Source organism: Streptomyces bugieae, assembly GCF_036352915.1.
GTDB classification, from domain to species: Bacteria; Actinomycetota; Actinomycetes; order Streptomycetales; family Streptomycetaceae; genus Streptomyces; species Streptomyces endophytica.
In genome coordinates this window covers 139,092-157,010 of the sequence record NZ_JAZBJP010000015.1, presented here as the reverse complement: position 1 = coordinate 157,010, position 17,919 = coordinate 139,092, and the positions used below count along the sequence as shown (strand labels likewise).

The 17,919-nt window shown below is 72.4% G+C and carries 13 protein-coding genes; 3 read left to right on the top strand and 10 right to left on the bottom strand.

Annotated elements, in window-relative coordinates; all coding sequences use genetic code 11:
- Positions 1 to 43 precede the first annotated feature (43 nt).
- From V2J85_RS23050 to V2J85_RS23030, 5 genes are all read right to left on the bottom strand, one after another.
- The gene (locus V2J85_RS23050) at positions 44 to 1,048 is read right to left on the bottom strand and encodes an N-acetylglucosamine kinase (protein WP_330822611.1); all 1,005 of its coding nucleotides are present in this window, start codon (positions 1,046 to 1,048) and stop codon (positions 44 to 46) included.
- Positions 1,041 to 2,135, bottom strand: coding sequence for an LURP-one-related family protein (locus V2J85_RS23045; protein WP_330822610.1), 1,095 nt, complete (start codon positions 2,133 to 2,135; stop codon positions 1,041 to 1,043). Before V2J85_RS23045 ends, V2J85_RS23050 begins: the two co-directional genes overlap by 8 nt.
- Before the next feature lie 23 nt (positions 2,136 to 2,158).
- A complete protein-coding gene (locus tag V2J85_RS23040; RefSeq protein ID WP_261954492.1) occupies positions 2,159 to 2,836 on the bottom strand; it encodes a uracil-DNA glycosylase in 678 nt (225 codons plus the stop codon).
- Positions 2,837 to 3,020: 184 nt separating this feature from the next.
- On the bottom strand, positions 3,021 to 4,106 hold the full coding sequence (locus V2J85_RS23035; RefSeq protein WP_330822609.1) for a WD40/YVTN/BNR-like repeat-containing protein: 1,086 nt from the start codon (positions 4,104 to 4,106) through the stop codon (positions 3,021 to 3,023).
- Between the two features lie 146 nt (positions 4,107 to 4,252).
- A complete protein-coding gene (locus tag V2J85_RS23030; RefSeq protein ID WP_261954490.1) occupies positions 4,253 to 5,356 on the bottom strand; it encodes an NADH:flavin oxidoreductase/NADH oxidase in 1,104 nt (367 codons plus the stop codon).
- A 183-nt stretch (positions 5,357 to 5,539) separates the two neighbouring features.
- Between V2J85_RS23030 and V2J85_RS23025 the strand changes: the two genes are divergently transcribed.
- Positions 5,540 to 5,911, top strand: a complete 372-nt coding sequence (locus V2J85_RS23025) for an ArsR/SmtB family transcription factor (protein WP_261954489.1) — start codon at positions 5,540 to 5,542, stop codon at positions 5,909 to 5,911.
- A 22-nt stretch (positions 5,912 to 5,933) separates the two neighbouring features.
- Here the strand turns inward: V2J85_RS23025 and V2J85_RS23020 are convergent, their stop codons facing one another.
- Positions 5,934 to 7,304: an FAD-dependent oxidoreductase gene (locus V2J85_RS23020; RefSeq protein ID WP_330822608.1), complete on the bottom strand. Its 1,371-nt coding sequence runs from the start codon at positions 7,302 to 7,304 to the stop codon at positions 5,934 to 5,936.
- Positions 7,305 to 7,440: 136 nt separating this feature from the next.
- Here V2J85_RS23020 and V2J85_RS41400 point away from each other — a divergent pair, with 136 nt between their 5' ends.
- Positions 7,441 to 8,568, top strand: a complete 1,128-nt coding sequence (locus tag V2J85_RS41400; protein WP_419836824.1) for a DUF6214 family protein — start codon at positions 7,441 to 7,443, stop codon at positions 8,566 to 8,568.
- A gap of 61 nt (positions 8,569 to 8,629) precedes the next feature.
- Here V2J85_RS41400 and V2J85_RS23005 read toward each other — a convergent pair whose 3' ends face one another.
- On the bottom strand, positions 8,630 to 9,289 hold the full coding sequence (locus tag V2J85_RS23005; protein WP_330822607.1) for a TetR/AcrR family transcriptional regulator: 660 nt from the start codon (positions 9,287 to 9,289) through the stop codon (positions 8,630 to 8,632).
- A gap of 631 nt (positions 9,290 to 9,920) precedes the next feature.
- Positions 9,921 to 12,098: a potassium-transporting ATPase subunit KdpB gene (gene kdpB, locus V2J85_RS23000; protein WP_410011228.1), complete on the bottom strand. Its 2,178-nt coding sequence runs from the start codon at positions 12,096 to 12,098 to the stop codon at positions 9,921 to 9,923.
- A 596-nt stretch (positions 12,099 to 12,694) separates the two neighbouring features.
- Here kdpB and V2J85_RS22995 point away from each other — a divergent pair.
- Positions 12,695 to 14,566 (top strand): NAD-binding protein, encoded by a 1,872-nt coding sequence (locus V2J85_RS22995; RefSeq protein ID WP_330822606.1) that lies wholly within the window; start codon positions 12,695 to 12,697, stop codon positions 14,564 to 14,566.
- A 57-nt stretch (positions 14,567 to 14,623) separates the two neighbouring features.
- Here the strand turns inward: V2J85_RS22995 and V2J85_RS22990 are convergent, their stop codons facing one another.
- Together V2J85_RS22990 and V2J85_RS22985 are read right to left on the bottom strand one after the other, a co-directional pair.
- Positions 14,624 to 17,170, bottom strand: a complete 2,547-nt coding sequence (locus V2J85_RS22990) for a sensor histidine kinase (protein WP_261954484.1) — start codon at positions 17,168 to 17,170, stop codon at positions 14,624 to 14,626.
- A 49-nt stretch (positions 17,171 to 17,219) separates the two neighbouring features.
- Positions 17,220 to 17,903, bottom strand: coding sequence for a response regulator (locus V2J85_RS22985; RefSeq protein WP_261954483.1), 684 nt, complete (start codon positions 17,901 to 17,903; stop codon positions 17,220 to 17,222).
- Positions 17,904 to 17,919 lie beyond the last annotated feature (16 nt).

Genomic DNA, 17,919 nt, shown 5'->3' with positions numbered 1-17,919 from the left:
GCCGAGGTATCCGTCCCGATTTATCCCGCGCGTCATGGTCGCGTTACCCCGGCGCAGGCCGTGTGATCTGCAACAACTTCCCATCGGCGGGGAGTTTCAGCCGGTCGCCGGCGAGCGCCGCGGCGAGGGCCAGCGCCCCGTCGAGCGGGGTCCCGGCGGCGGGCGTCAGCGGGGCGTCCGGCAGCCGTTCGGCGAGCGCGGTGCGCAGCGGGGCCAGCAGCGGTTCGCCGAGGCCGAACAGCCCGCCGGTGCAGGCCACCGCGCGGCCGGCGCCCGGCGGGCAGACCGTGGCCGCGGCATCGGCGATATGGCTCGCGGCGGCGCCCAGGATGCCCCGCGCCACCGCGTCGTCCGCCGCGGCGCACCGGCCGACCTCGGGTGCGAACGAGGCCAGGACGGAGGGCCGGTCGGGGCGCGGGTAGAGCGCTCCGGGGAGCCCGGTGACCGGGCCGAACACCGCCTCCGCGCACGCCAGGAGGGCGGCCGAACCCCCGGGCCGGCCGTCGTACGCGCGCAGTGCGGCCTCCAGTCCGGCCCGGCCGATCCAGGCGCCGCTGCCGCAGTCGCCCAGCAGATGGCCCCAGCCGTCCGCGCGGCGCCAGCCCGCCTCCCCGGTCAGGTCGGTGCCGAGCGCGATCATGCCGGTGCCCGCGGCGACCACGGCGCCGGGCCGCTGCCCGAGGGCCCCGGCGTACGCGGTCACGGCGTCGGCCGCGAGGGCGAGCCCGCGCACCCCGTACGCGGTGGCCAGCGCGCCGGGCAGCCGGGCGCGCAGGTCGTCGCCCATGGAGGCCATACCGGCGGCGCCGACACACACGGCCGGGAAGTCCCGCGCCCCCACCTCCCGCGCCAACTCCCCGGCCAGCGGCAGGAGTTGGGACAGCAGGTGGTCCGCGTCGATCCCGGCGGGGCCGGTGCGCACCGGCTCACGGGAGGTGCGGACGGCCAGCGGCCGCGCCGTGGCGCCGCCGGCGCGGGCCACCGCGATCCGCAGCCCCGACCCGCCCGAGTCGACGCCGAGGACGACGTCGCCGGAGGCGTCAGCCAAGGCCCCGGGCGTCCTGCTTGAGGGCGGTGTCGACGGTCAGGGCCGTGGCGACGACGAGGCTGAGCAGCGGATCGGGCAGCTGCTGGTGGATCTGCAGGACGTAGTTGTCGGCGGTCGTGAACATCGTCTTGGCGAGGCCCTCCCAGGTCTTGGTGATCCGGGCGATCTCGGCGTCGGTGTGGTCCACGATGGCGAAGTTCCAGGCCCGCCAGTTCTCGGCCTTGATGGCGCCGATCTGCTGGCCGTTCACCATCAGCCCGAAGTTGATCTTCCCGATGGCGTTCTGCTGGACGATCTCGCCGACCGGCGAGCCGTCCGGACGCTCCACGATGACCCGGGACTTGATCAGCTTCGCGGGCCGGGTCAGCACCAGCTGCGGCTGGCCGTAGGCGTCCCGGATCTCCAGCTTGTGGGTCATGTACTGGTCCAGGCTGGAGACCACCCGCAGCACCTTCTTGGCCGTGCTCTGGCCGACCTGGACGACCGCGCCCAGGGTGTTGCCGTGCTGGTCGAAGACGCTGTACTCGTTGGTGACCTCGATGAGCTTGGCCTTCTGGTTGACCACCAGGACCGGCTCGGTGAACAGCGTCCCGCCGCCCTGGCCCGTCGGTGCCACGCCCGCCTGCTGCTGCACCTGGTGCGCCACGCCGGCCCCGGCGTACGGGCCGGGCTGCTGGCCGGGCATCGGCTGCTGGCCGTACGGCTGCTGCATCGGCTGGCCGGGCATCGGCTGACCCTGGCCCTGCGGACCGGGGCCGGGCTGGCCGTACGGGGCGCCGCTCTGCGGCTGGCCGGGGTACGGCGTCTGACCCGGCACGGACTGCTGCGGCGCCTGCTGCGGGGCCATCTGCTGCTGCGCGTGGTGCTGGGCGGCCGGCTGGGGCTGCTGCCCGGCCGGCTGCTGCTGGGCCGGGGCGTACTGCTGCTGCGGCTGCTGGGGGCCGGGCTGTGCGGCCCGGTCCGGGGCCGCCGGCTGCTGTCCCGGGTGGGTGTGCGCCGTCCACTGGGACCCGTCCCACCAGCGGAGTTGGTGGGGGGTGCCCTGTGGGTCGGCGTACCAACCCGCAGGGATGTTCGCATTCGTCATGCCGGGCACACTATCGCCCGGAGTCAGGGCAGCCTCCAGTCGACGGGCGCCGCGCCCTGCCGGACCAACAGGTCGTTCGCCCGGCTGAACGGCCGGGAGCCGAAGAAGCCCCGGTCGGCGGACATGGGGGAGGGGTGCGCGGACTCGACGGCCGGCAGGTCGCCCAGCAGCGGGCGAAGGTTCCGTGCGTCGCGCCCCCACAGGATCGACACCAGCGGACGGCCGCGGGCCACCAGCGCGCGGATGGCCTGCTCGGTGACCTCTTCCCAGCCCTTGCCGCGGTGGGCTGCGGGCTTGCGCGGCGCCGTCGTCAGCGCTCTGTTCAGCAGCAGGACGCCCTGGCGCGTCCAGGGCGTCAGATCGCCGTTCGACGGCCGGGGCAGGCCGAGGTCGGAGTGCAGCTCGCGGAAGATGTTCTCCAGGCTCCCGGGCAGCGGACGGACGTCCGGCGCCACCGAGAAGCTGAGCCCGACCGCATGCCCCGGGGTGGGGTAGGGGTCCTGTCCGACGATGAGCACCCGTACCTCGTCGAACGGCTGCTGGAAGGCGCGCAGCACGTTGTTGCCGGCCGGTAGATAGGTACGCCCCTGGGCGATCTCCGCCCGCAGGAAGTCGCCCATCGCGGCGATCCGGTCGGCGACGGGCTCCAGCGCTTTGGCCCAGCCTGGTTCGACGATGTCTTGAAGAGGTCGTGCAGCCACGGGATCACCCTACTGGCCGCGGCGCCTTCCGCTTCAATTCCCTGTCCTTCGACGGACCCGGTCCGGCCGGCCGCGCACGGTCCCCACCCGGAGCACCCCAACTGCCGCAGGGCGCCGTGCCGTTCTTCCTCCGGTAAGTGCGATCGCGTCACCGCTCACCCCCTTGCCCGGGCCACCTCTCTCCTCACGCCACCGCAGCCGCCCGGACGCACAGCACGTCCGGCAGATGGGAGGCGAGCTGCCGCCAGCTGTCGCCGTCGTCCGCGCTGGCGTACAACTCGCCGTTGCGATTGCCGAAATACACCCCCGCGGGATCGGCGTCGTCGACGGAGAGGGCGTCGCGGAGCACCGTGCCGTAATGGTCCTCCTCGGGGAGGCCGTGGCTCAGCGCCTCCCAGCTGCCGCCGGCGTCGGAGGTGCGGTAGACCCGGCAGCGGTGCTCGGCGGGCACCCGGTCGATGTCGGCCGTGATGGGGAAGAGGTAGGCGACCTCGCCGCGGTGCGGATGCGCGGCCACCGCGAAGCCGAAGTCGGAGGGCAGCCCGGCGCCGATGTCCGTCCACTGCGCGCCCGCGTCGTCGCTGCGGTAGACGCCCCAGTGGTTCTGCAGATAGAGCCGGTCGCGGTCGACCGGGTCCTGGGCGATCTTGTGGACGCACTGGCCGAACTCCGGATGCTGGTCCGGCAGGAAGACCGCCTTGACGCCCTTGTTGGACGGGGCCCAGCTGGCGCCGCCGTCCAGGGTGCGGAACACCCCGGCCGTGGACACCGCGACGGTGACCGCGTCGGGGTCCCGCGGGTCGGTGATCACCGTATGGACCGCCAGCCCGCCGCCGCCCGGCACCCACTGCTCACGGCTCGGGTGCTCCCACAGCGCCCGGACCAGCTCGAACGTCTCGCCGCAGTCCTCGGAGCGGAACAGCCCGCCGGGCTCGGTGCCGGCGTACACCACGTCCGGGGCGGCCTGGCCCGCCGGATGCAGCTGCCACACCCGCTCCAGCGAAGTCCCGGTGTCTTTCGGGTACTTGACCGCGGGGCGGGCGGGCTCCTGCCAGCTCTCGCCCAGGTCGTCGGAGTGGAACACCGACGGGCCCCAGTGGGCGCTGTCGGCACCGGCCAGCAGCCGGGGTGTCGCCCGGCGGGTGTCGATCCCGAGGGAGTACACCGCCTGCGAGGGAAAATGCGGACCGCTCAACTCCCATGCGCCGCGCCGTCGCCGGCCGATGAAGAGCCCTTTGCGGGTGCCCACCGCGAGTAGTACGTCAGTCATGGTCCGAACCTCCGGGACGCCGTTGTCTCAGACAGTGGCAAGTCTGCACCCGACCACTGACAACGGCGTCCCGGAGCGCGTCCGCGCAGGTCGGACGGCGTGCGACGGCGTGCCGCAGACCGCCGTCCGAGGGCTTCGGACCGGCTTCAGACGGCGCGGTGGTACGGCTGCGGCCCCCGGACCTCGGCGCCCAGCTCCCGCGCCGCGTGCTGCGCGAAGCTGGGGGAGCGCAGCAGCTCCCGGCCGAGCAGCACGGCGTCCGCCTGGCCGTCCGCGACGATCTTCTCGGCCTGCCGCGCCTCGGTGATCAGTCCGACGGCGCCCACCGCCAGGCCGGTCTCCTTCTTGACGCGCTCGGCGAACGGCACCTGGTAGCCCGGCCCGGCGGTGATCTTCGCGTCCGGCGCGTTGCCACCGGTGGAGGTGTCCAGCAGGTCGACGCCGTGCTCCCGCAGGTCCCGGGCGAAGCGCACGGTGTCGTCGGCCGTCCAGCCCGTGCGGTCGTCGCTCGCGTCCTCGGTGAGCCAGTCGGTCGCCGAGATCCGGAAGAAGACCGGCAGCTCGTCCGGCCACTCCGCCCGCACGGCGTCCACGACCTCCAGCGCGAACCGCGTCCGGTTCTCGTACGAGCCGCCGTAGGCGTCGGTGCGCCGGTTGGTGAAGGGGGAGAGGAACTGGTTGATCAGGTAGCCGTGCGCGCCGTGGATCTCGGCCACCTCGAAGCCGGCCGCCAGCGCCCGGCGCGCGGTCGCCCCGAACTGCCCGACCAGTTCCTGGATCTGCGCGACGGACAGCTCCGCCGGCGTGGTGAACCCCTCGTCGAACGGCAGCGGGCTCGGCCCCACCGGCTCCCAGCCGTGCCGCTGACCGGGCAGGATCGGGCCGCCGCGGTTGACCCAGGTGCGCTCGGTGGATGCCTTGCGTCCGGCGTGGGCGATCTGGACGCCGGGGGTGGTGCCCTGGGCCTTGAGGAAGGCGGTGATGCGCCGGAAGGCCTCGGTCTGGGTGTCGTTCCACAGCCCGAGGTCGTACGGGCTGATCCGGCCGTCGGGGCGCACCGCGGTCGCCTCCGTGAGGATCAGCCCGGTGCCGCCGGTGGCCCGCGCGGCCAGGTGCTGGAAGTGCCAGTCGTTGGGCGCCCCTTCCTCGGGGCCCTCGGGAGCCGCGGAGTACTGGCACATGGGCGCCATCCAGAGGCGGTTCGGGATGGTCAGCGAGCGAAGGGTGATGGGCTCGAACAGTGCGCTCACGGCGGGCTCCTGTGCCTGGGTGTGCCGGGAAGGACGGGAGCCGGACCGGCCCCGCGCTCGTACGATAACCACCGTACTACGGCAGGTGTCAAACTACGACGCTTCTCGTACAATGACCCTGCGGACCGGGCGTCAGGCCCCCGGAACCCGGAGAGCGGGCCCGCAGACCCCACAGGAGCCGTCATGCCGACCGATACGACTTCCCCCGGCGCCGTGCCGGGATCGCGCGCGCTCGCACACCCGGCCCGCGAGGAGATCCGGCTCGCCGGCGTTTTGCACGCCCTCGCCGACCCCATGCGCCTGCGGGTGGTGTGCCGGCTCGCCGCCGCCGAGGGTGAGCTGAACTGCGCGGACATCGAGCTGCCGGTCAGCAAGTCGACCTGTACGCACCACTTCCGGGTGCTGCGGGAGCACGGCGTGATCGAGCAGTTCTACCGGGGCACGGCCAAGATGAACCGGCTGCGCACGGCAGACCTGGAAACGCTCTTCCCCGGCCTGATCGACGGCGTCCTGAGGGCGGCCGACCTCCAGGCCTGCCGGCTCGGGGAGGAGTGACGCCGGCACCGCCCGCCCGGCCTCAGCGGCCCGTGTCCGCCGCCCGGGCCGCCTCCAGCAGGCCCGCCCAGTCCGTCAGCTTGACCGTGCCGCGCCCCAGGCCCCGGCCCCATTCCGCCTCGGCGGCCTCGATGGCGAGCCAGCCCGGCCACAGGACCGGCCGCTGCCCCGCCCGGGCCAGCGCGGCCACCGGGTCCCCGGCCGTCGCCCGCCCCGCCAGTGCGGCCGCGTCCGTCAGCAGCGACTGCGCGGTCTCCTTGGCGCACGGCCGGTTCGTGCCGATCACCCCCGTGGGGCCCCGCTTGATCCAGCCCGCCACATAGACGCCGGGCAGCGGCGCCCCGTCCTCCAGCACCCGCCCCGCGATGTGCGGCACCGTTCCGGTCGCCTCGTCGAACGGCAGCCCCGGCTGCGGCGTCCCCCGGTAGCCCACCGAGCGCAGCACCAACTGGCCCTCGATCTCCTCGAATCGGCCGGTTCCGGTGACCCCGCCCCGCCCGTCGGGCGCGGTCCGCTCGAACCGGACGGCCCGCACCCCGCCGGCGTCGCCGAGGATCTCCACCGGCCGCAGGAAGAACCGCAGATGGATCCGGCGCCGCCGGCCCACCGGGGCGCCGCCGCCGTTCGGCCGCTCCGTCCAGCCCCGCAGCACCTCGACGTTGCGCCGGGCCACCGCCGGCAGGCCGGCCGGGTCCCGGTACGCCGGATCCAGCGCCAGCTCCTCCGGCCGCACCAGCACCTCGGTGCCCGGCAGCGACCCCAGCTCGCGCAGCTCCTTGGTCGTGAACTTGGCCTGGGAGGGCCCGCGTCGGCCCACCATCCACACGTCCTCGACCCGGCTGTCCGCGAGCGCCCCCAGCGGACCCTGCGGCATGTCGGTGGCGGCCAGCTCGGCGGCCGCCCGCGAGAGCATCCGCGCCACGTCCACCGCCACGTTCCCGACCCCGATCACGACGGCCGACCGCGCGGTGAGGGCGAAGCGGGTCGCGGCCGCGTCCGGGTGCGCGCTGTACCAGGCGACGAAATCGGTCGCCGGGTGGCTGCCGGGCAGGTCCTCGCCGGGGATGCCCAGATGCCGGTCGGTGGCCGCGCCCACGCAGAACACCACCGCGTCGAAGATCTCCCGCAGCTCCGCGACCCCCAGCCCCGGAGCCCCTGCCTCCACATTTCCCACGAAGCGCACCCGGGGGTGCTCCAGCACCGTACGCAGGTTGTTCTGCAGGGATTTGATCTTCTCGTGATCGGGGGCGACGCCGTAGCGCACCAGGCCGTACGGGCACGGCAGCCGGTCCAGGACGTAGACCTCGATGTCCGGCACGGTCTCCTGCTCGACGAGGGACTGGGCGGTGTAGACGCCGCTGGGTCCCGAACCGATCACTGCGACACGAAGCACGAGAGGCCCCTTCCGCGGGATAACCCCAGGATCGCACCGGCGGGCGCGCGACGGGAGATGCGCTATCGGGGTTGCTCCCGGTGGGATGAGCGTGCCGCGCTACTGGGCCGGGTGGGCTGGAGGCTAGGTTTTCAATGTGTCGGAAAGTGACTTTTATACCGTTAATCACCGATATGAAGCCCAGGGCGCGCCACGGGAGTGGCCCACGTGGGAGCTGCAGGCGCACGGCTCCGCCGCGCCCGCGCGCACGCCCGCCGCACCGGACGAGCCGGCCGGCCCGACCGCACCCCGGCTCGACCCGCTGGGCCCCTGGTGCAGCGCCCGGCTGACGTTCGCCGACGGCGCCCGCATCGACGTCCTCGTGACGGTCTCCGACGACCACATCACCGTCGAGGACGTACGGGCCGACCCGCCGCTCACCCTGGACGGCCTCGCCGACCTGGGCCGCTGGATCGAGGGCCCCCTGGACGACGCCTTCCGGGCGGCCACCGGGCGCCCGCGGAAGCACCGCCCGACACCCCGCCAGCCCGGCCCGGCCGCCGGATCACCGGAGCGGATGGTGCGCCCGGCGGGCGCACCCGCGAGCGGCCCGGCGCCAAGCGCACCGGCCGGCCCGCCCCGGGAACCGTCGGCCGGTCCGGCACCCGGACCGGCGGCTGCCGTGGAGGACGCATCGGCGACCGGCCCGACGGCCGGCGTGGCAGACCCTGCGCCGACCGGCCGGACCGCCGGCGTGCCGGACACCGCGCTGACCGACCGGGCTTCGGAACGGCCGTCCGAGGGGCCGGCGGCGCCCACGGAGCCGACGACCGGACCGGCCCGGGGCGCCGGTGGAACGGCCCGGATCACCGAACCGCCGGAGCCGCCGGCCGGGCAGTCGGAGCCGTTCGCCGAGCAGTCGGCCGACGCGGCGGCGGAGGCGGTCGGTGGGACGGAAACGGCGGGTCCCGAAGGCGACGAGCGCGCCCGGACCGAGGCGGAGGGCCGCGCCGAGACGGAGGAGCCGGCCGCGGAAGCGACCGGCAAGGTGGCGACGCAGGGGGACGGGGCGGAGGCGCGCACCCGCCCGGCGCCGCTCGCCCGGAAACGGGTCGCCGAGCGCCGCAAGCTCGCCGCGGACGCCTACCGGCAGGCCCAGCGCGAGGGGCGCGACCCGGTGCTGGCCGTCATGCTCGCCACCGGACGCAACCGCCGGCGATCACTGCGGCTGATCGCCGGTGCCCGCGACGAGGGTCTCTTGACGCCACGTCACAACAAGCGCTGACCCGGCCGCCGAGGCCCCGGAGGTACCTCCACCCCAGGCCCCACCCGCCCGAAGGGGAGCCTCAACCACCCGCCAGCTGAGGGGAGTTGTCACGCGGTCGCGTCACCGCGGCCGGCTCCTCGCCCGGTGGGACGCCCAGTTCCCAGTCCAGCGCGTACCGCTGGAACAGCTCGGCCCGCAGCCGGGCCCGCGGCATCGGTGCCCCCGGCAGCAGCATCGGCACCACCGCGCCCATCAACAGGGCCCGCAGCAGCGGATAGTCGGTGTCCGGGTCCGCCGAGCCGTACGCCACGACCGTCTCCCGCAGCAACTGCGCCAGCCGCTGCTGCTCGGGACACCGGATGAACCCCTCGGCCGTCAGGATCCCCGCCATGTGTGTCCGCATCAGCAGCGCCCGGTCGTGCGCCAGTCCGAGGATCGCGTCGATGGCCCGGGCCAGCAGTTCCCGTCCCGCGTCCGGCCCGGTGGGCCGCGGTTCGCGCTCCAGCGCCGCCTGCAGGGTGAGGTGCATCAGCCGGTGCACGGCGGACTGAAGCAGTTGCCGCTTGCCCGGGAAGTAATACGAGATCAGCCCGCGCGCCGCCCCGGCCCGCTGGGCGATGTCCCCGAGCGTCGTCGCCTCGTACCCGCGCTCCCCTACCAGATCGACCGTCGCTTGCAACAGCCGCTCGCGGGAGCGCCGCCGCAATTCTTCATTGACCGATGCGCTGCGGGGGGACATCCTGTAACTCCTGCGTTGACTGGCTGAGAGCCAATATACTCAGACGGCCACCGGAAGTCCGTCCCCTCGGGCGGAATCCGGAGAGCAGCCTGATTCGGGCGACGCGGGGGATCGCCCGAATCGGGTGCAGGCGGGGCCGGGGTTGGCCTCGTGACCAGCGTCTTGCCAGGTCACACGGTTAACCTCGGTTCACGTCACGTTGCGGGTTCCACCATCTCTGGTCAGCTCTGATGATGCCTATGCTGACTAGTTGCTGACTTTCCTGATGTCCCGTCAGGTCCCGTCGAAGCGTCCTGCAGGTCGATTCGGGGATGGCCGTGACCGTCCAGCGGTGCTGACGGCGGGAGTCCGTCGGCTCGGTCGGCTCGGTCGGCTTGCTTGAGCCCCGTCGCGGGAGCGGCACTCAAGGACCCATCGCCTTCCATGCTGCGCTGCTGGGCGCGCTGCGACCGGTGGTCTCTCGCCGCGCTTCGCAGGTCGCGGAGTTCAGCAGCATTACCGGCGGGACCCCGAGCGGGCCGTGTCCGGGCGGCGTTGTCACCTAGCACCTCGCCCGCCGGCTGCCGTCGAGAGCATGGCCGCGGACCAGCGATGCTGCCGCAGGCGAAGCCCCGGGATTTTCTGGAAGTGCTCAGCCGAGCCCGGGGATCTGGGAGACCAACAGGTCGATGAGTTTGATGCCGAGGAACGGGGCGACAAGGCCGCCGAGGCCGTAGCGGGTGAGGTTGCGGCGCAGCAGGTCGTGGGCGGAGGCGGGGGTGTAGCGCACGCCGCGCAGGGCGAGCGGGATGAGGGCGATGATGATGAGGGCGTTGAAGATGATCGCGGAGGTGATGGCGGACGTCGGGCTGTGCAGGCCCATGACGTTCAGGTCGGCCAGACCGGGATAGGCGCCGGCGAACATGGCGGGGATGATCGCGAAGTACTTGGCGACGTCGTTGGTGATGGAGAAGGTCGTCAGTGCGCCGCGGGTGATGAGGAGTTGTTTGCCGATCTCGACGATCTCGATGAGTTTGGTGGGGTTGGAGTCGAGGTCGACCATGTTGCCGGCTTCCTTGGCGGCCGAGGTACCGGTGTTCATGGCCACGCCGACGTCGGCCTGGGCCAGTGCGGGGGCGTCGTTGGTGCCGTCGCCGGTCATCGCGACCAGCTTGCCGCCCTCCTGCTCCTGGGTGATCAGGGCGAGTTTGTCCTCGGGGGTGGCTTCGGCCAGGTAGTCGTCTACGCCTGCTTCCTGGGCGATGGCCTTCGCGGTGAGCGCGTTGTCGCCGGTGATCATCACCGTGCGGATTCCCATCCGGCGCAGTTCGGCGAAGCGTTCGCGGATGCCGTCCTTGACGACGTCCTTGAGGTGGATGACGCCGAGAACCCGGGCTCCGTACGCGTCGTGCGTCGCGACCAGCAGGGGCGTACCGCCGGAAGCAGCGATCGCATCGGTGAACGTCCGGACCTCTGAGGGGACTTGGCCGCCGCGGTGCGTTACCCACTCGATGATCTGGGCGGCCGCGCCCTTGCGGATGGCGCAACCGGTTCCGTCGGCCCAGTGCAGATCGACGCCGCTCATCCGGGTGTGCGCGCTGAAGTCGACGTACTCGGCGTGCTGGAGCTCCCCTTCGGCAGGCGCCCGCAGTCCGTAGGTGTTCTTGGCGAGGACGACGACGGAGCGGCCTTCGGGGGTCTCATCGGCGAGGGAGGAGAGCTGGGCGGCGTCCGCGAGCTGGAGTTCGTCGGCGCCCGGGAGCGGGACGAAGGCGACGGCTTCGCGATTGCCGAGGGTGATGGTGCCGGTCTTGTCGAGCAGCAGGGTGTTGATGTCGCCGGCCGCCTCGACCGCGCGGCCGGACATGGCCAGCACGTTGCGCTGGACGAGGCGGTCCATGCCGGCGATGCCGATCGCGGAGAGCAGCGCGCCGATCGTCGTCGGGATCAGCGTGACGAGGAGGGCGACGAGGACCGTCGTCGACTGGGCCGCGTCGGCGTAGGAGGCCATCGGCTGCAGGGTGACCACGACGAGGACGAAGACGATGGTGAGCGCGGCGAGCAGGATGTGCAGCGCGATCTCGTTGGGGGTGCGCTGCCGGGTCGCGCCCTCGACCAGCGCGATCATCCGGTCCAGGAAGGACTGCCCGGGACGGGAGGTGACGCGCACGACGAGGCGGTCGGACAGCACGGTGGTGCCGCCGGTGACCCCGGAGCGGTCACCGCCGGATTCGCGGATGACGGGTGCCGATTCGCCCGTGACCGCCGATTCGTCGACCGCCGCGACCCCGTCGACGACGTCGCCGTCGGCCGGGATCGCCTCGCCCGCCTCCACCACCACGAAGTCGAACGGCTGCAGCTCGGCAGCGGGGACGGTCTCGGTCTCGGCCGTACGGACGTCCAGGCCGACGCGCCAGTTGTTGCGCAGTCGCCGGGCGGTGATGTCGGTGCGCGCCTTGCGCAGGGACGCGGCCTGGGCCTTGCCACGGCCCTCGGCGACCGCTTCGGCGAGATTGGCGAAGATGACGGTCAGCCAGAGCCAGATGCTGATCAGCCAGGTGAAGACGGACGGGTCGAGCAGCGCATCCAGGGTCGTGAGGAGGGAACCGCAGGCCACGACGAAGAGCACGGGCTTGGTGGCCAGCGCCCGCGGGCGCAGCTTGCGCAGTGCCTCGGGGAGGGAGGTCAGCAGCACCCTTGGGTCCAGGAGGCCGGCCGGTTTGCGACGCCGTCGGTGGCCCCCGGGGTGCGGGGCGCCCTGGGGAGCGGGGGAGGCCGTCCCGGTCGCGTGCTGCGTCGGCGCCGTTGGTGTGTGGGGGGCTGGAGCCATGCGGGAACTTTCCGGGAGCGCGGCCGCCTGCGGAACGAGTGGCGGCGTGGGGGACGGGGCGGGTGCCGGTCGAGGTGGCGGCATAGCGGCGTGCAGGTGGCGGGCGCGGAAGCTGTCGTTCGCGCATCTGTCGGCCGCCAGGGAATTTACGGCGTCACGGAGCGGTGCGGGCACTGTTACGTACGGTATTTGCGGCTCTCTTACGGGCCGACGATCAGGCAAGGTCTCTTCACGGACGACCAGTGGCCTCGAAGGCGATCGCCCCGATCTCCTGCTCCACCTTCCGCGCGCCTCGCCCCCCGGATGCAAACGAATCGGCCCGTACAGCCTGCGTCAGTTGGCCTCCGTCGGCACACTCGTCTGCGGGCTGCGTATGGATCCCCTCCCACCTCCGCGCCGGCACCCCCGTCCACGTACCTACCGGCCGTCAGGTGCGCGAAGGCCACTGCCAGGCCGTTCCGGCCTCCGGCCGTCCTTACGCAACCTTGACGCCGAACTGGTGTGCGCACCGGAACCGCCTGTCATGTCCCGGCAATCTTGATGACGTGACGTCAACTCTTCACCTACGCATGCCGTTTGGCCAGCGTTCTCAGCACATGGTGATCTGCGGGGACGACGGGCTCGCCCACCGGCTGGCGGTGACGCTGGACGCGGTGTGCGGCGAGGCGGTCACCGTCGTGCTGCCGTCGCGGAGGGAGGGGCACGCGCCGGAGATCGCCTCGCTGCACCGCGATCCGCGCTCTCCCGTCGAGCTGTTGGTGGCCGCCCGTCCGGACGAGCAGACGCTGCGCGCCGCGGGTGTGGAGCGGGCCGCGGCGCTCGCCCTCACCTACCGCGAGGACCAGGTCAACGTCACGGCGGCGCTGCTGGCCCGCACCCTCAACCCGACGATCCGCCTGGTCATCCGGATGTACAACCGGGAGCGCGGTGAGCACCTCGAACGGCTGCTGGACCGCGCGGTGTTGGCGCTCGGACGGACCGATGACATGGCGGGGCTGGACACGTCCACCACCGTGCTGTCCGACACCGACACCGCGGTGCCCGAGCTGGTGGCCGCCGCCGCGGTCGGGCAGGGGCACACGCTCCAGGTGGAGGGCCAAGTGTTCCGCGGGGTGGTCCGGCCTGCCCGCACTCCTCCGCGCTCTGCCGACCTGGCGACGCTCGCCGTGCTCTCCGGCGCCCATCAGGACGACCCGGCCAGTGAGGACAGCCCCGAAACGCCGGGGGAGGAGGGCACGCAGCTGCTGCCCGACACCGTCACGTCCTACCACCGGCAGTTCACCCACGGCCGGTTGATGCTGGAGGAGGTCACTCACCACCACCCGCCCGAGGCGCCGCAGCGCGACCGGCGTAACTACGGCGTATGGCTGCGCGACCGGCTGGCACATCTGCCGTGGACGGTGTTCCTTTCCCGCGAGGTGATCGCCGTCTTCGGTGCCCTCGCCGCGATCGTGCTGGTGCTGGCAGGTGCCACCGCACTCGCCGAGCCCGGGCCGTTGTGGAAGTCGGTGTACCTGCCGCTGCTGGACATCTTCACCATGGGCGATCCGGCGACCGACGAGTCCCCGGCCCGCCGCGTGCTCCAGCTGATCGCCGGGTTCGTCGGCCTGGCCGTGCTGCCGCTCGTGGTCGCCGCCACCATGAACGCCACCGACGCGTTCCGGAAGGCATCCGTCGGGCACCCGCCGGCCGAGGACCTGAGTGATCACATCGTGCTGGTCGGCCTCGGCAAGATCGGTACGCGGGTACTGGCCCAACTGCGCACCACCGAGCACCAAGTGGTGGTCATCGAACGCGATCCGCACGCACGTGGCGTCGCCCTCGCCCGGGAGCTCGGCGTACCCCTGCTGCTGGAGGACGCCGGTGCGCCCGGCGTCCTCGACAGAGCGCGCATCTGCCAGAGCAAGTCCCTGCTCGTGCTCACCCGCGACGACGGCGAGAACCTCGACATCGTCATGGCCGCGCGCGAGGCCAACCCCCAAATACGGGTGGTGATGCGGCTGTACGACGACGACTTCGCCGCCACCGTCTCCCGCACGATGCGCGCCTCCTACCCCGACGCCACCACCCGCAGCCGTTCCGTCTCCGCGCTCGCCGCGCCCTCCTTCGCGGCCGCCATGATGGGGCGGCACGTCCTGGGCATCATGCCGGTCGAACGCGGCTCGCTGCTCTTCACCGCCGTGGACGTCGCCGGCCACCCCGAACTGGAGGGCCGCTCCGTCCACCACGCCTTCCGCGAGAACGAATGGCGCGTTCTGGCCGTCGGCCCCGCGACGCCGCCCTCCTCGTCGTCCTCATCGGACACGTTCGGCGGCGGCCTACGCCTCGACCGGCCGGGCTTCGACTGGCGCCCCTCGCACGGGCGGGTGCTGCGCGCGGGGGACCGGGTCGTGGTGGCGTCCACCCGGCGGGGCCTGGACTTCCTCATGACGGGCGTGCAGCCGCATCCGGCGGACCCGCGGACATGAAGCAGCCCGCCCGTCCTTCGGAAGGACGGGCGGGCTGCTCACCAGGCCCTGGGCCGCTCACGAGGTGACCGCGGCCGGGAGGTCGGGGCCGGTGGACGGGTGGCCCGCAGCAGCGGGAACGGTGAGGACCATGGTCATGCCGCCACCGGGGGTGTCCTCGGCGGTGAGAGTGGCTCCGAGGGCCTCGGCGAAGCCGCGGGCGACGGCCAGGCCGAGGCCCACGCCCGCACCGCGCGGGGCGTCGCCGTAGCGTTGGAAGGGTTCGAAGATGCGGTCCTTGGCCTCGTCGGGCACGCCGGGTCCGCGGTCGGCGACGCGCACTTCGACGCGGTCACCGAGCGCGCTGGCGGACACCAGCACCGGCTCACCATCGGGGCTGTACTTCACCGCGTTCTCGACGATGTTGGCGACCGAGCGCTCCAGCAGACCCGGGTCGACGGCGATCATCGGGAGTTCCTCGGGGATGTCGAGGATGACGCTGTCCTCCGGCACGCCGCCCAGGGCCATCGGCACGACCTCGTCGAGGTCGACCTCGCGGATCAGCGGCGTGACGGTGCCGGTCTGGACCCGGGACATGTCGAGGAGGTTGCCGACGAGGTGGTCGAGGCGGTCGGCGCCTTCCTCGATGCCGGCGAGGAGCTCGGCCTGGTCCTCCGCCGACCATTCGATGTCGTCGGAGCGCAGGGAACTGACGGAGGCCTTGATACCGGCCAGCGGGGTGCGCAGGTCGTGGCTGACGGCCGCGAGCAGGGCGGTGCGGATGCGGTTGCCCTCGGCGAGCTTGCGGGCGTGGTCGGCCTGGGACTGCAGGCGCTGGCGGTCGAGGACGACGGCGGCCTGGGCCGCGAAGGCCGCCAACACGCGGCGGTCCTCGGCGGGCAGGACGCGGCCCGACAGCGCGAGCGCCAGGTGATCGCCGACGGGCATGTCGACGTCCGCGTCCTCCGGGCGCGAGAGCGGGCTCGTGTCACCCACGCTGCCCGAGCAGGTCCAGGGCGCCGTCTCGGATTCCCGTTCCAGCAGTGCCACGGTGTCCATGGCGAAGGTCTCGCGTACCCGCTCCAGCAGTGCGTCGAGGGAGGTTTCCCCGCGCAACACGCTGCCTGCCAGGAAGGACAGGATCTCCGACTCGGCGCGCAGTCGGGCGGCTTGATGGGTGCGCCGGGCGGCGAGGTCGACCACGGAGGCCACCGATATCGCCACCAGCACGAAGATGACGAGCGCCAGGATGTTCTTGGGATCCGCGATGGTGAGCCGGCCCAGGGGCGGTGTGAAGAACCAGTTCAGCAGCAGAGAGCCCACCACGGCCGAGGCCAGTGCCGGAAGCAGCCCGCCGAGCAACGCCGCCGCCACGGTCAGCGTCAGGAACAGCAGCATGTCGTTGGCGAGACCGAGGCCCGCCCCGACCTGCAGGAGCAGCAGCGTCAGGAGCGCCGGCCCGGCCACTCCGGCCAGCCAGCCCCAGATGAGGCGGTCCCGACCCAGCCGGGTGCCGCGGGCGACGGGGAGACCGCGGCCCTTGGCGGCTTCCTCGTGGGTGACGATGTGGACGTCGAGGTCGGGCCCGGAGTCGCGGGCGACCGTCGCGCCGACGCCGGGGCCGAAGATGTACTGCCACGCCTTGCGGCGGGAGGTTCCCAGCACGATCTGGGTGGCGTTCACCCCCCGGGCGAATTCCAGGAGGGCGGAGGGGATGTCCTCGCCCAGGACATGGTGGAAGGTACCGCCGAGGTCCTCGATGAGGGTGCGCTGTACGGCGAGTTCCTTGGGTGAGCCGGAGGCCAGGCCGTCGCTGCGGGCGATGTAGACGGCGAGTACTTCGCCGCCGGCGCCCTTCTCGGCGAGGCGGGCGGCGCGGCGGATGAGCGTACGGCCCTCGCTGCCGCCCGTCAGGCCGACGACGATGCGCTCACGCGATCCCCAGATCTTCGAGACCTGGTGCTCGCTCCGGTACTCCTGGAGGTACTCGTCGACCCGGTCGGCCACCCACAGCAGTGCGAGTTCGCGCAGCGCGGTGAGATTTCCGGGCCGGAAGTAGTTCGACAGCGCCGCATCGACCTTGTTGGGCTTGTAGATGTTGCCGTGCGCCATGCGACGGCGCAGTGCGTGCGGAGACATGTCGACCAGCTCGATCTGGTCGGCGCGGCGCACGACCTCGTCGGGGACGGTCTCCTTCTGCCGGATCCCGGTGATCGACTCGACGACGTCTCCCAGGGATTCCAGGTGCTGGATGTTCACCGTCGAGATCACATGGATGCCGGCTTCCAGCAATTCCTCGATGTCCTGCCAGCGCTTGGCATTGCGTGAGCCGGGGATGTTGGTGTGCGCCATCTCGTCGACCAGCGCCACGGCCGGCCGGCGCTCCAGGATGGCGTCGACGTCCATCTCGGTGAACACCGTGTCGCGGTATGCCAGCTCCCGGCGTGGAATCTGCTCCAGGCCGTGCAGCATCACTTCGGTGCGCGGCCGGTCGTGGTGCTCGACGAAGCCGACCACACAGTCCGTACCGCGCTCCACGCGCCGATGTGCCTCGGACAGCATCGCGTACGTCTTGCCGACGCCCGGTGCCGCGCCGAGATAAATCCGAAGCTTGCCGCGTGCCACGTGCTCCCGCTCTCAGTGTTGTGGTGATCAAGGGCCGGGGCCCGGGGCGTCAGAGGTCGAAGCGGTAGCCCATACCCGGCGCGGTGAAGAAGTGCCGGGGGTGCGCCGGGTCCGCCTCCAGTTTGCGCCTGACCTGCGCCATGTAGACACGGAGGTAATTGGTCTGTGTGCTGTGGGAAGGCCCCCATACCTCCTCCAGCAGCTGCTGCTGGCTGACGAGCCGGCCGCGGTTGCGGACGAGCACCTCCAGCAGATGCCACTCCGTCGGGGTCAGCCGGACATCCCGTCCGTCGCGCTGGACCTTCTTGGCGGCGAGGTCGAGCGTGAAGGTCTCCGTCACGACCACCGCAGGCTCGCCGGACGGCTTCGCCGTATCGATTCTGCGTGCTGCGGCGCGCAAGCGGGCCAGCAGCTCGTCCATGCTGAACGGCTTGGTGATGTAGTCGTCGGCGCCCGCGTCGAGCGCGGCGACCTTCTCGTCGGAGGTACGGCGGGCGGAGACCACGAGGATCGAGGCCCGGCTCCACCCCCGCAGTTCCTTGATCACGTCGATGCCGTCCATGTCCGGCAGTCCGAGGTCGAGCAGGACGACGTCCGGCGGGCGAGTGGCAGCCAGTCGCAGCGCCTGAGCCCCGTCGGATGCGGTGTCCACGTCGTAGCTGCGCGCCTTGAGATTGATCTCTAGAGCACGCACGAGCGGTGGCTCGTCCTCGACCACCAGCACCCGGGTCATCGATGTACCCCTTCTC